We start from the raw sequence: 11,913 nt of genomic DNA, 5'->3' as shown, positions 1-11,913 counted from the left end.
GCTTGGCGCCGTCAATGTCGGGGCAAAAGGCGAAGAGGCGGGAGGCTGGAACAATGACCCGTTCCGGGCTCGTTAGGGCTGCTTCCTTCCGGACCTGACCCGGTTGGCGAGTGGACCGTCCACCACCAACCTCCCAGCCTCCATATCGGCAATCCGGCGATGAAATGCAAGTGCGGATGACAGGGGCCTTCAGCGACGGCGAAAGCTGAAACCAAAACCCGCCTCGGCGGGCGGGTCGTTGGTGCGAATAATCACCATAGCGGGATTAGTAGCATAGTTGCCGGCACAAAGCAAGAACAAAATGTGGCCACGATCAAAATCGTCGATCTCGGCGGGGCAGCGCCAACCTGATGCAATTTGCCCGGGCCTTCACTTCTTCGCGCACAATCAGCGCCGCGACGGCCAATGTTGCTTGCTGCCCCTTGCGGCCCTTCGGAAGCCGCTCTAGCGTCGATAGAGTTCAAAAAACGTCCAAAAGTGAGGGAAACGCCGATGCTGCCGGGCCTCAAGGCCGGATTCACGCTTGACGCCCAGCTGGAAGCCGACAGCGAACAGCTGATGTGGCTCGGCCTGTGCGAATTGCGCGTCATGAACGACCGCCGCTGGCCATGGCTGCTGCTGGTGCCGCAGCGGCCGGGCATCGAGGAAATCCACGATATGACGCCGCTCGACCAGGCGATGCTGACCTTCGAGACCAATATGGTGGCGCTGGCGCTGAAGCGGGTGACCGGCTGCACCAAGATCAATACCGGTGCACTCGGCAACATCGTGCGCCAGTTGCATGTACACGTTATTGCGCGCTCGGAAGGCGATCCCGGCTGGCCCGGCCCGGTGTGGGGGCACGGCCTGCGCGAGCCCTATCAGCGCTCCGACCTCCGCAAGTTTGCGGAAAAGATCAAGGCAGCGCTATAAGCCTCCCCCGTGTCCATCTTGAACCTTCCCGAGTCTGCATGAGCTTTCGCCTGTTTGACGCGCCCTTGCGCGAGCCGAGCCAGTTCGTCGGCTTCGCCGGCAACATTATCGACCGGCAGTCCGAAAACCGCGCCGACGATTCCGTCGAAAAGGCACTCGCCGATCCTTCGGCGCGGCTTTTGCTGATGCGTGGCGGCCGGCTCTATCTGAAGCTTGCGCAAGGCGCATTCGACCCCTGGTTCGGCGTGGCCGAATGCCGGCCGCTCGAAGCATCGCTCGAAAACGGCGTGCTGCTCGGTTTTTCCGAAAGCGGCCCGGTGCTGGCGGTGCCGGCCGGAGTCGAGCCCGAGCAGCTTCCCGAGACGATCAAGGCCATCGACTATCGCTCGGTCTATATGCAGGGGTTGATCGACGAAGCGGCCGCCGGCGCGCTGGCGCAAGGGGCGGCGCTGCTTGCCTGGCATGCCAGCCATCGCTTCTGCAGCAAGTGCGGCACCGAAGCCGAGATGCGGGCGGGCGGTTACAAGCGGCATTGCCCGGCCTGCGGCACGGAGCACTTTCCGCGCACCGACCCGGTGGCGATCATGCTGACGGCAACACGCGAAAAATGCCTGCTCGGCCGCGGCCGGCATTTCGGGCCCGGCATGTATTCGGCGCTCGCCGGTTTCATCGAGCCGGGCGAGACGATCGAGGCGGCGGTGCGCCGCGAAACGCTGGAGGAAGCCGGCATTCGGCTAGGCCGCGTCGTCTACCACGCCAGCCAGCCCTGGCCGTTTCCCTATTCGCTGATGATCGGCTGCTTCGGCGAACCGCTCAACGACGATATCCACCCCGACTTCAACGAGCTGGAAGATTGCCGCTGGTTCTTTCGCGACGAGGTGCTCTCGATGCTGGCCCGCGAGCATCCGGGCGGCCTGGTGACACCGCCGAAGGGGGCGATCGCCTATAACCTTATCCGCGCCTGGGCCGACAGCGCGTGATACGAAGACATCGCAGGAGCAAAAAATGATCCGTCACACCGTCGTGTTCACGCTAAAGCACCCGCCGCATTCGCTTGAGGAAAAAAGGTTCCTCGCCGACGCCAAAACGATCCTCACGGCGATAAAGGGCGTCACGCATTTCGAGCAGTTGCGGCAGGTCAGCCCCAAGAACGACTACCGCTTCGGCTTCTCGATGGAGTTCGCCGATCAGCGGGCTTACTCCGGCTACAACGACCATCCCGACCACGTCGCCTTCGTCCGCGACCGCTGGATCCCGGAGGTCGAGGCGTTTATGGAGATCGACTACGTGCCGCTCGGCTGGGGCTGAGACTGGAAAGCGACGCTCTAAAAAAATCAATACCCCGCGTCGCGATCCACCACATTTTCCAGCGCTTCGCCGCGCTCGAAGGCGTCCATCTGACGCAGCATGATCGGCGCCAGGTGGACCGGATCGGAAGTTGCCGCCGCGTGCGGCGTCACGAACACTTTCGGGTGGCTCCATAGCGGGCTGGTCTTCGGCAGCGGCTCGACCTCGAACACGTCGAGGCTGGCTTCCTTCAGCGTGCCGTCGTCCAGCGCGCGCAAAATGTCGGCGTCCTTCTGCAGCCTTCCGCGCCCGGCATTGATCAGCACCGCGCCGCCGAGGCCATTGCGCTTGCGCAGCTCCTTCAGCACGCCGTGGTTGATGATGCCGTGCGTCTGTGGCGTCAGCGGCAACAGCACCACCAGGATATCGGTGGCGTTGAGGAACGGGATCAGGCCGGCCTCGCCCGCGTAAGTCGAGACACCTTGCATCGGCCGATCGCTGCGCGACCAGCCATTAACGGGAAAGCCGAGCGACAACAGTACCGATGCCGCCGCGCGGCCAAGCGTGCCGAGCCCCATAATGCCGACCGAGATGTCGCCGGCCGGCCGCTGCTGCGGCTCGTGCCAGATCTTCTTCTGCTGCTGGGCGCGGTAGAGCATGCCCTGGCGATGGTGGTCGAGCACCCGCCAGACGACGTATTCGGTCATGTACTGGGTAAGGTTGTCGGCGACCACCTTGACGACCGGTACGTCGGGCAAGGTGGGATCGGCGAAAATGTGGTCGACGCCGGCGCCGATCGAGAAGATTGCCCGCAGATTGGGCAGCGACGACAACAGGTTCGGCCGCTGTTTCCACACCACCGCATAGGTGATCGAGGGATCGCCGGCGCCATTCGGCTCGAGCACCACTTCGCGCTCCGCCGACAGCAGTTCGCGCCAGCGCAGCGGATGAATACCGGTGAGGGCAAGCAGGATGCGGCCTTTTTCCATTGCGGATTGTTTTTCCCTTTTACCAACAGCGTTCGCGTCCGGACTCGCAGGGGCGCGGCAGCGTTTTGATTTAGTGCATGATCTCTGGCGAAAATCTACTCGCTGACGATACCGACCGGCGCCGTTTCGATCTTGAAGGCGGCCGAGATCAACGCCTTTGTATAGTCGGTCCGCGGGTTGCCGAAAATCTGTTCGGAAGGACCGGCCTCGACGATCCTGCCATTACGCATGACGATGACTTCGTTGGCGAGCGCGCGGATGACCCTCAGATCGTGGCTGATGAAGAGGTAGGCGAGATCGTGCTTGGCCTGCAGGCTGCGCAAGAGGTCGACGACCTGCGCCTGCACGCTCATGTCGAGCGCCGAGGTCGGCTCGTCCAGCATGACGAAACGCGGGTTGAGCACCATGGCGCGCGCGATGGCGACGCGCTGGCGCTGGCCGCCGGAGAATTCGTGCGGATAGCGGTTGCGCGTCGCCGGATCGAGGCCGACTTCCTTCAGGACGTCGACGACACGCTCGTCGCGCGCATCGGGAGACAGTTTCGGCTCGTGGATCTTCAACCCTTCCTCGATGATCTCGGCGACCGACATGCGCGGACTGAGCGAACCGAACGGATCCTGGAAGACGATCTGCAACTCGCGTCGCAACGGCCGCATTTCGCTGAAGGACAGCTGATCGATGCCGCGTCCGTTGAACTGGATGGTCCCCGTCGACGAGATCATCCTGGCCAGCGCCAGGCCGAGCGTCGTCTTGCCTGAGCCGGATTCGCCGACGACGCCAAGCGTCTGGCCGGCCCGCACGGTGACGTCGATGCCGTCGACCGCCTTCACATTGTCGACGGTGCGCCGGAAGAAGCCCTTCTTGATCGGAAACCAGACCTTGACGTCCTTGCCGACCATCACCGGCTTGGCGGCCTGGTTGGCCGCCGGCGGCTTGCCTTTCGGCTCGGCGGCAAGCAGATGCCGCGTGTAGGCGTGCTGCGGATTGGCGAATATCTCCTTGGTCGGGCCGGTCTCGACGATCTTGCCCTTGGTCATCACGCAGACCCGGTCGGCGATCTTCCTGACGATGCCGAGATCGTGGGTGATGAACAGCATCGACATGTTCTTGCGGCTTTTCAGGCCGGCCAGCAATTCGAGGATCTGCGCCTGGACGGTGACGTCGAGCGCGGTCGTCGGCTCGTCGGCGATCAACAGTTCAGGCTCGTTGGCGAGCGCCATGGCGATCATGACGCGCTGGCGCTGGCCGCCGGAAAGCTGGTGCGGATAGGCGTCGAGCCGTTTTTCCGGTTCGCGGATGCCGACCTCGTGCAGAAGTTCCAGCGTGCGCGCCTTGGCGTTGCGATCGCCCAGGCCCTGGTGCAGCTTCAGCACCTCGACGATCTGCTGCTCGATCGTGTGCAGCGGGTTGAGCGAGGTCATCGGCTCCTGGAAGATCATGGTGATCTTGTTGCCGCGCACGCGGCGCAAGTCTCTCTCGTCCGCGGCAAGCAGGTCGGCGCCGAGGAACAGGATCTTTCCCGACGGGTGGCTGGCGGTCGGATAGGGCAGCAGCTTCAGCACCGCCAGCGCGGTGACCGACTTGCCGGAGCCGGATTCGCCGACCAGCGCCACCGTCTCGCCCTTGGCGAGGTCGAAGGAGATATGGTCGACGGCGACCGACTGGCTGCCGCCTTGCGTGAAGGCGACGCTGAGATCCTGGACCGAGAGGAGAGGGGGGGTCATAGCTCAACTTCCGCGACAACCCTGTCCAAGGCGGAAATTTCCGGTCGTATGATCGAAATTTTGGCTGCCATTTGAGGGGGGACGAGACGATTTGGTGCGATAGAATAGGTCTCTTTCAACCTCGTGTCCGCGGTCAGAAATTGGGTGCAGCCGAAGTGCATCGCTGTGGAAAGATGGATCGCGTCTGGTAATCTCAACGAAAGGAATTCCGAACGTAACTGTGCTGCGTGCCAGAGAACGTCGCGAGTTATCGTCCCAATTGAGATGAAGGCATTGCCGATTGAAATATTGTCGTAGAGCTCGATCAGTCGCTCATTGTTCTTTCTCAAGGGATCGACCATCAACTCCGCGAGCACGATCTCACTCGTCGCCAGGAAAGGCTGCTTTCTGCCCTCGTTCAGTGAAATGAGCTGAAGCAGTTTGTTTGCAAGCGCATCATTGTTTTCAAAGGCATAGATGAAAATGTTGGTGTCGACATAAAGCCGGACTGCAGCCATCAATCCTCCCACTCATCGCGGAGGGCACGAACACGCGCGACAGCCTCGTCGAGGCTTGTTCCCGGCGCGTTGGCCTGAGCATCCCGCATGAGTTCAAGCAATTGTTCGCGGCCAAGGGGCCTGTTGGCCTCCTCCTCCACTGTCACTCTGACCGAGGCGCTCGGCGCTATGCCTTTTCGCAGTTCATCCGGGAGCTTCGATGCCGGGTAGTGTTCAAGGATGATCCTATTCATAACCCTTCCTTCCCCAACGTGCGGATTGACGGACTGCACGGACGCCAACACACCGTCATGGCTCCGGGTTCGCTCATATCGGCCAATTTGCTCTCCAGTGATCGAGCGATGGCTGCCACTGGTGTTTCACCGATCAAAGCCGCCGGTCACTTGAGGGTACGTCCGCTTTTGTCCGGATTGCCATTTCCGGAATATAACATGCCGAATGCCAGCCTGCATCGCCCTCATCTGAACGTCTTGCGCGGATCGAAGGCGTCGCGGGTGGCCTCGCCGACGAAGACCAGCAGCGACAGCATCAGCGAGATGACGACGAAGCCGGAAATGCCGAGCCAGGGGGCATTGAGGTTGCGCTGCGCCTGCTTCAACAACTCGCCCAGTGAGGCGGAGCCGGGCGGCAGGCCGAAGCCGAGATAGTCGAGCGAGGTCAGCGTCGAGATCGAGCCGCTGAGCAGGAAGGGCAGGAAGGTCAGCGTCGCCACCATGGCATTGGGCAGCAGATGCCGGAACATGATGGTGATGTTGGGCACGCCGAGCGCGCGCGCCGCATTGACATATTCGAAGTTGCGGGCGCGCAGGAACTCGGCCCGCACCACGCCGACCAGCGCAACCCAGGAGAACAGCAGCATCAATCCGAGCAGGATGAAGAAACCGGGCGGCAGGATGGCGGCGACGATCAAGAGCAGATACAGCACCGGGATCGCCGACCAGATCTCGATGAAGCGCTGGAAAAGAAGGTCGGTCCAGCCGCCGAAATAGCCCTGCAAGGCGCCGGCCGCCACGCCGATCAGCGCCGAGCCGGCGGTCAGGATCAGGCCGAACAGCACCGATATCCTGAAGCCGTAGATGACGCGCGCCAGCACGTCGCGGGCCTGGTCGTCGGTGCCCAGCCAGTTCCAGTTGCCGACGTTGCAATTGGGGTCCGCTTCGCCTTTCGGATACTGGTTGCAGCGCGTCTTCTTGTCGTAGAGCCAGGACGGCTTGGTCGGTGCTGCTTCGGGAATGGCGTTGTTGACGGTCTGGTAGGAGTAGCGCACCGGCGGCCAGACCATCCAGCCATTGGCATTGATCTCGTCCTGGATGACCGGGTCGCGGTAGTCGGTGACCGCATAGAAGCCGCCGAACTTCTCCTCGGGATAGGCGACCAGGACCGGAAACAGGATCTCGCCCTTGTAGGAGGCGATGATCGGCTTGTCGTTGGCGATCAGTTCGGAAACCAGCGACAGCACGAACAGGAACAGGAAAATCCACAACGACCAGTAGCCGCGCCGGTTGGACTTGAAGTTCTGCAGGCGCCGCTGGTTGAGCGGCGACAGAAAGGGCCGCGCGATCCGAGGCGGCGCCGTTTCGGCTGTCGCCTGCGCCATCAGACGTCTCTCCGCTCGAAGTCGATGCGCGGATCGACCCAGGTATAGATCAGGTCGGACAGCAGCCCGACGAACAGGCCAAGCAGCGAGAAGATGTAGAGATTGGCGAAGACCACCGGATAGTCGCGTTGCACCACCGAGTTGAAACCAAGCAGGCCGAGGCCGTCGAGCGAAAAGATGTTCTCGATCAGCAGCGACCCGGTGAAGAATGCCGAGATGAAGGCACCGGGGAAACCGGCGATGACGATCAGCATGGCGTTGCGGAAGACGTGGCCATAAAGCACCTGCCGCTCCGACAGGCCCTTGGCGCGGGCTGTGACCACATATTGCTTGCGGATTTCCTCGAGGAAGGAATTCTTGGTGAGCAACGTCGTCGTGGCGAAGGCCGACAGCACCAGCGCCGTCAGCGGCAGGGTCATGTGCCAGAAATAGTCGACAATCCGCTGCGGCCACGACAGCTGGTCCCAATTGTCGGAGGTGAGGCCGCGCAGCGGAAACCAGTCCCAGAACGAGCCGCCGGCAAACAGCACCATCAGCAATATGCCGAACAGGAAGCCCGGAATGGCGTAACCGACAATGACGACGCCGCTGGTCCAGACGTCGAAGGTGGAGCCGTCCTTGACCGCCTTGCGGATGCCGAGCGGGATCGAGATCAGATAGGACAAAAGCGTGATCCACAGCCCGATCGAGATCGACACCGGCATCTTTTCCAGGATCAGGTCGAGCACCGATATGTCGCGGAAATAGCTGTCGCCGAAATCGAAGCGGAGATAGTTCCACAGCATCATGCCGAACCGCTCGAGCGGCGGCTTGTCGAAACCGAACTGCTTCTCCAGCTTCTTGATGAATTCCGGGTCGAGCCCCTGCGCGCCACGGTATTTCGAGCCGACGTCGCCGGCGACGTCGAAATTGGCGCCGCCGGCATCACCCCCGCCGCCGCCGAGGCGATCGCTGCCGCCCTGGTTGGTCAGCCTGGCGATGACCTGCTCGACCGGCCCGCCCGGCGCGAACTGGATGACGGCGAAGGATACCGCCATGATGCCGAACAGGGTCGGGATCATCAACAGGATGCGGCGCAGTATATAGGCGCCCATCAGGTTCCCTGCCTCGCTTGTGCAAAAATCTCAGCCTTTGCCAATCTTTGCCGCCTTGTCTTTGTCGAACCACCACGACGTCTCGACCGGAAAGTCGTAATCCGGCTTTTGAGCGGGAAAGCCGAACATGTCCCAGAAGGCTGCTCGGTGATTCGCCAGATGATATGTTGGAATCCAGTCTAGCCGCGCGCGCAAGACCCGATCGAGCGCGTTGAGCGCGGTGACCAGTTCGATCCGGCTCTGCGCCTTGCCGGCTGCCTCGATCAGCGCGTCGATGGCTTTGCTTTCCGTACCCGGATAGTTGCGCATCCCCGGCGTTTTCGCCATTCGGGAAGCATAGAGAATCTCCAAACCGTCGGCGGTGGGCGTCGCTCCGATCGACCATGCGAGCATGTTGAAGTCGAAGTCAAAATTGCTCTGCCGCGCTTCAAATTGCGTCGAGTCGACCTGCCGGATCGAAGCGTCGATGCCGATCGCCTTCATATTCTCGGACCACGGCGCGAAAATACGAACGAGACCCTCGTCCTCGGCAAGCATTTCCACGCGCAGGCGCTCGCCTTTGTCGTTGACGACGAAATTGCCCGCTCGCTTCCAGCCGCCTTCGGCAAGCAGCCTCGAAGCCGCGCGCAGCATCTTACGGTCGTGCCCGGAGCCGTCGGAGACGGGTTGCATCACCGGTTCGCCGAAGGTCTCCGGCGGCAACTCGGCTCGAAACGGCTCCAGCAGGGCCAACTCCCTGGGTGAGGGCAGGCCCTTGGCCTTGTAATCCGATCGCTCGAAGTTCGATTGCGAACGCTCGTAGGAGTCGAAAAACAGAACCCGCCTGGTCCATTCGAAGTCGAAGCAATAGGCGATTGCCCGTCTCGCGCGAATGTCGCGGAACTGCGGACGGCGCTGGTTCAGCGCGACAGCCTGCATGGATGGCGTTTTCTCGCCGGGAAATTCGCGTTTGACGACCCTGCCATCCTTCAGTGCTGGAAAGTCGTAGCCGGTCGCCCATACCCGCGAGGTGAACTCCTCGCGAAAATGCGTATCCCCTTTCTTGAATGCTTCAAAGGCTGCCTGGCGATCAAGGTAGAAATCGATACGGATGCGGTCGAAATTATAACTGCCGCGGTTCACGGCCAGATCGCGGCCCCAATAGTCGGCGAGGCGTTCATATTCGACAGTCTGCCCGGCCACCACCCGTCCAACCCTGTATGGTCCGGAGCTGAGCGGTGGGGTCATCGTCGAGACGTCGAAATCATTGGCGGTGTAGAAAGCTTTCGACACGATCGGCATTACGGCGATGGCGAGGATATTCTGCGCGGACTGTTGGCCGTTGAAGGTGAGGTTGACTGTAAGCGGATCGATTGCGACCGCTTCCGTCATATGCCGCAGCGCTTGGGAAAGGTTCGGATGTCCCCGGTCTTTGTAGAGGTTCAAGGCGAAGGCAATGTCGTCGGCGGTCAGCGGCGACCCGTCATGGAAGCGCGCTTGTGGCCGCAGGCTGAAGCGGTAGCCATTGCGATCCTGCGACAAGGTAACGGATTCGGCAAGCAGGCCGTAGACCGCATCCGGTTCGTCGACTGCCCTTGCCATCAGCGAATCGAAGCAGAGCTCGGTGCGCGGCGGCGAATCCCCCTTCAACACCAGTGAGTTCAGCGTGTTGAAAGTCAGGAAACTCTGATTGAGGGTGGAGTTCGGCGGGGCGAAATTCATCCGGCCGCCCTTGGGAGCGTCCGGATTGACATAGTCGAAATGCGTGAAATCCGGAGGATATTTGAGATCGCCAAAAGCCGACAACCCGTGCAGTTTTACGCCGGTTGGAATGGCCGCGAAAGCCCGGCCGGGCAGCAGCGCTGCGGCCGCGGCGGCACCGCCCAGGGCGAGGAAGTCGCGACGGGGCAGCGCCGCCATCAATTGCCGCTCTTGTATTTGGCCGCCAGCGCCTTTTCCCTGGCCGGGTCGATCCACCAGGAATTCTGGTCGACGCCGCTATAGGCGGGCTGCTTTTCCGGCATACCGAACTTGTTCCAGTAGGCGAGCCAGACCACGGCGCGGTAATATTGCGGCACGACGTAGAAATTCCACAACAGCACCCGGTCGAGCGCATGGGTGGCGGCAACGAGATCGTCGCGGTCGGTGGCATAAATGATCCGGTCGACCAGCGCATCGACGACCGGATTCTTGATGCCGGCGTAATTGCGCGATCCCGGCGAATCGGCGGCCTTGGAGCTCCAGAAATCGCGCTGTTCATTGCCGGGAGAGTCCGACTGGCCGAGTATCGAGGTGACCACGTCAAAGTCGAAATGGGTGACGCGGTTGATATACTGGGTCTGGTCGATCAGGCGCAGCGTGGCGTCGACGCCGATTTTGCGCAGATTGGCGATATACGGGCTGGCGATGACCTGGTCGGTGTCGTTCCAGCCGAGGATCTCGAATTTGAACGGTTCGCCGGTCTTGGCGTTGACCATCTTGCCGCCCTTGATCACCCAGCCTGCCTTGGCGAACAGATCGACCGCGGCCTTCAGGTATTTGCGCTCCGCCTGCGGGGTGTCGTAGACCGGCAGCTTGAATTCCTGGGTGAAGACTTCGGGCGGCAGCTTGTCGCGGTACTGCTCCAGGATCTCCAGTTCCTTGCCCTGCGGCAGGCCGCTCGACGCCAGTTCCGTGCCCTGGAAATAGCTGCTGGTGCGGGTGTTGGAACCGAAGAACAGGGTCCGGTTCATTGTCTCGAAGTCGAACGGGTACATCAGCGCGGCGCGCACCAGGCGATCCTGAAACAGCGGGCGCCTGGTGTTGAGCATGAAGGCCTGCATCGGTTCGGGCGACGCGGTCTTGAATTCCTTCTTGATGACGTCACCGGCCTTGACTGCCGGGAAATTATAGGCCGTGTTCCAGCGCCTCGAACTGTTCTCCGGCTTGATGTCGTCCAAGCCGCCCTTGGTGAAGGCCTGCCAGGCGGCATTGTCGTCGAGAAAATAGCTGAAACGCTGCCTGTCGAAATTCTCGCGGCCAATTTTTACGGGCAGCTTGGCCGCCCAGTAATCGGGCACGCGCTGCCAGATGATTTCGGAGCCCGGCTTGAAGCTGGCGATCTTGTAGGCGGCCGATCCCAGCGGCGGCTCCTGCGTCGGTTTGGTGACGTCGCGCTTCTTGCCGCTGGCATCGGTGCCTTCCCACCAGTGCTTGGGCAGCACGACGAGATCGCCGATGATCTTCGGTAGCTCCCGGTTGCCCTTCTGGTTGAAATGGAACTCGACCTCGCGGTCGGAGATGGCGACGGCGTCGGTGACGTTCTCGAAATAGCGGCTGTACATCGGGCTGTTGGCCTTCAGTACCTGGAACGACCAGATCACGTCGTCCGTGGTGATCGGCTGGCCGTCATGCCATTTGGCCCGCGGGTCGAGCCGGTAGGTCGCCGAGGAATAGTCGGCCGGATATTTATAGGCGTCGGCGATCAGCGGATGGCTGGTGCTGCCCTCGTCGGTCGCCTGCTCCATCAGCGTGTCGTAGAGCAGGCCGCCGCCGAACTGTGCAAAGCCGGCGGCCGGCGAACCCTGCACGATGTAGGGATTGAAGCTGTCGAACGTGCCCAGCACAACCGAATTCAGCGTGCCGCCCTTCGGTGCATCCGGATTGACGTAATCGTAGTGCTGGAAATTGTCGCCATATTTGGATTCGCCGATCAGCGACGAGGTCGTGCGCCATTGGTCCGCGAAGGCCACCTGCAGGCCGCTGGCAAAAGCAGCCAGCATCAGCACTGATTTCAGAAGCGTCCGCGCTCGGCCAACCGTCATGCGTTCTCCTCTTCGCGATATAGCGCCGTCA

The 11,913-nt window shown here is 61.7% G+C and carries 11 protein-coding genes and 1 other RNA gene; 3 read left to right on the top strand and 9 right to left on the bottom strand.

Annotation, left to right across the window (positions count from 1 at the left end; translation table 11 throughout):
• Positions 1 to 37: 37 nt before the first annotated feature.
• An RNA gene (ffs, locus tag NKH50_RS10165) (signal recognition particle sRNA small type) lies at positions 38 to 134 on the bottom strand.
• Positions 135 to 492: 358 nt separating this feature from the next.
• Here ffs and NKH50_RS10160 point away from each other — a divergent pair.
• From NKH50_RS10160 to NKH50_RS10150, 3 genes are read left to right on the top strand one after another with little or no spacing between them, the layout of a single operon-like run.
• The gene (locus NKH50_RS10160) at positions 493 to 912 is read left to right on the top strand and encodes an HIT family protein (RefSeq protein ID WP_023676868.1); all 420 of its coding nucleotides are present in this window, start codon (positions 493 to 495) and stop codon (positions 910 to 912) included.
• Positions 913 to 950: 38 nt separating this feature from the next.
• On the top strand, positions 951 to 1,892 hold the full coding sequence (gene nudC, locus NKH50_RS10155; RefSeq protein WP_352506120.1) for an NAD(+) diphosphatase: 942 nt from the start codon (positions 951 to 953) through the stop codon (positions 1,890 to 1,892).
• A 25-nt stretch (positions 1,893 to 1,917) separates the two neighbouring features.
• Positions 1,918 to 2,220: a Dabb family protein gene (locus NKH50_RS10150; RefSeq protein WP_254816201.1), complete on the top strand. Its 303-nt coding sequence runs from the start codon at positions 1,918 to 1,920 to the stop codon at positions 2,218 to 2,220.
• A 26-nt stretch (positions 2,221 to 2,246) separates the two neighbouring features.
• Here NKH50_RS10150 and NKH50_RS10145 read toward each other — a convergent pair whose 3' ends face one another.
• The 8 genes from NKH50_RS10145 to NKH50_RS10110 all read right to left on the bottom strand — a co-directional run bounded on the left by NKH50_RS10145 (position 2,247) and on the right by NKH50_RS10110 (position 11,882).
• The gene (locus NKH50_RS10145; RefSeq protein WP_352878362.1) at positions 2,247 to 3,188 is read right to left on the bottom strand and encodes a 2-hydroxyacid dehydrogenase; all 942 of its coding nucleotides are present in this window, start codon (positions 3,186 to 3,188) and stop codon (positions 2,247 to 2,249) included.
• A gap of 95 nt (positions 3,189 to 3,283) precedes the next feature.
• Positions 3,284 to 4,912, bottom strand: a complete 1,629-nt coding sequence (locus tag NKH50_RS10140; RefSeq protein ID WP_352878359.1) for an ABC transporter ATP-binding protein — start codon at positions 4,910 to 4,912, stop codon at positions 3,284 to 3,286.
• Positions 4,909 to 5,409: a type II toxin-antitoxin system VapC family toxin gene (locus NKH50_RS10135; protein ID WP_352506117.1), complete on the bottom strand. Its 501-nt coding sequence runs from the start codon at positions 5,407 to 5,409 to the stop codon at positions 4,909 to 4,911. Before NKH50_RS10135 ends, NKH50_RS10140 begins: the two co-directional genes overlap by 4 nt.
• Positions 5,409 to 5,642, bottom strand: a complete 234-nt coding sequence (locus NKH50_RS10130; protein WP_352506116.1) for a hypothetical protein — start codon at positions 5,640 to 5,642, stop codon at positions 5,409 to 5,411. Before NKH50_RS10130 ends, NKH50_RS10135 begins: the two co-directional genes overlap by 1 nt.
• 224 nt (positions 5,643 to 5,866) lie before the next feature.
• Entirely contained in the window at positions 5,867 to 7,006 is a 1,140-nt protein-coding gene (locus tag NKH50_RS10125) for an ABC transporter permease (protein ID WP_254816204.1), read from the bottom strand.
• Positions 7,006 to 8,100, bottom strand: coding sequence for a microcin C ABC transporter permease YejB (locus tag NKH50_RS10120; protein ID WP_254816205.1), 1,095 nt, complete (start codon positions 8,098 to 8,100; stop codon positions 7,006 to 7,008). Before NKH50_RS10120 ends, NKH50_RS10125 begins: the two co-directional genes overlap by 1 nt.
• 30 nt (positions 8,101 to 8,130) lie before the next feature.
• Positions 8,131 to 9,999: an extracellular solute-binding protein gene (locus tag NKH50_RS10115; protein ID WP_352878354.1), complete on the bottom strand. Its 1,869-nt coding sequence runs from the start codon at positions 9,997 to 9,999 to the stop codon at positions 8,131 to 8,133.
• Positions 9,999 to 11,882 carry an extracellular solute-binding protein gene (locus tag NKH50_RS10110; protein WP_352740896.1) on the bottom strand — a complete coding sequence of 628 codons (1,884 nt, stop codon included), beginning with the start codon at positions 11,880 to 11,882 and terminating at the stop codon, positions 9,999 to 10,001. Before NKH50_RS10110 ends, NKH50_RS10115 begins: the two co-directional genes overlap by 1 nt.
• Between the last annotated feature and the right edge of the window lie 31 nt (positions 11,883 to 11,913).

The sequence above is a fragment of the Mesorhizobium sp. M1027 genome, assembly GCF_040318745.1.
Taxonomy (GTDB): Bacteria; Pseudomonadota; Alphaproteobacteria; order Rhizobiales; family Rhizobiaceae; genus Mesorhizobium.
The sequence above is the reverse complement of the archived record's forward strand: the minus strand, read 5'-3'. Positions and strand labels throughout refer to the sequence as shown.

What these genes read in the sequence shown, in the direction of transcription:
- NKH50_RS10160 (WP_023676868.1), top strand. Translation starts at nt 493, where the DNA reads ATGCTGCCGGGCCTCAAGGCCGGATTCACGCTTGACGCCCAGCTGGAA.
- nudC (WP_352506120.1), top strand. Translation starts at nt 951, where the DNA reads ATGAGCTTTCGCCTGTTTGACGCGCCCTTGCGCGAGCCGAGCCAGTTC.
- NKH50_RS10150 (WP_254816201.1), top strand. Translation starts at nt 1,918, where the DNA reads ATGATCCGTCACACCGTCGTGTTCACGCTAAAGCACCCGCCGCATTCG.
- NKH50_RS10145 (WP_352878362.1), bottom strand. Translation starts at nt 3,188, where the DNA reads ATGGAAAAAGGCCGCATCCTGCTTGCCCTCACCGGTATTCATCCGCTG.
- NKH50_RS10140 (WP_352878359.1), bottom strand. Translation starts at nt 4,912, where the DNA reads ATGACCCCCCCTCTCCTCTCGGTCCAGGATCTCAGCGTCGCCTTCACG.
- NKH50_RS10135 (WP_352506117.1), bottom strand. Translation starts at nt 5,409, where the DNA reads ATGGCTGCAGTCCGGCTTTATGTCGACACCAACATTTTCATCTATGCC.
- NKH50_RS10130 (WP_352506116.1), bottom strand. Translation starts at nt 5,642, where the DNA reads ATGAATAGGATCATCCTTGAACACTACCCGGCATCGAAGCTCCCGGAT.
- NKH50_RS10125 (WP_254816204.1), bottom strand. Translation starts at nt 7,006, where the DNA reads ATGGCGCAGGCGACAGCCGAAACGGCGCCGCCTCGGATCGCGCGGCCC.
- NKH50_RS10120 (WP_254816205.1), bottom strand. Translation starts at nt 8,100, where the DNA reads ATGGGCGCCTATATACTGCGCCGCATCCTGTTGATGATCCCGACCCTG.
- NKH50_RS10115 (WP_352878354.1), bottom strand. Translation starts at nt 9,999, where the DNA reads ATGGCGGCGCTGCCCCGTCGCGACTTCCTCGCCCTGGGCGGTGCCGCC.
- NKH50_RS10110 (WP_352740896.1), bottom strand. Translation starts at nt 11,882, where the DNA reads ATGACGGTTGGCCGAGCGCGGACGCTTCTGAAATCAGTGCTGATGCTG.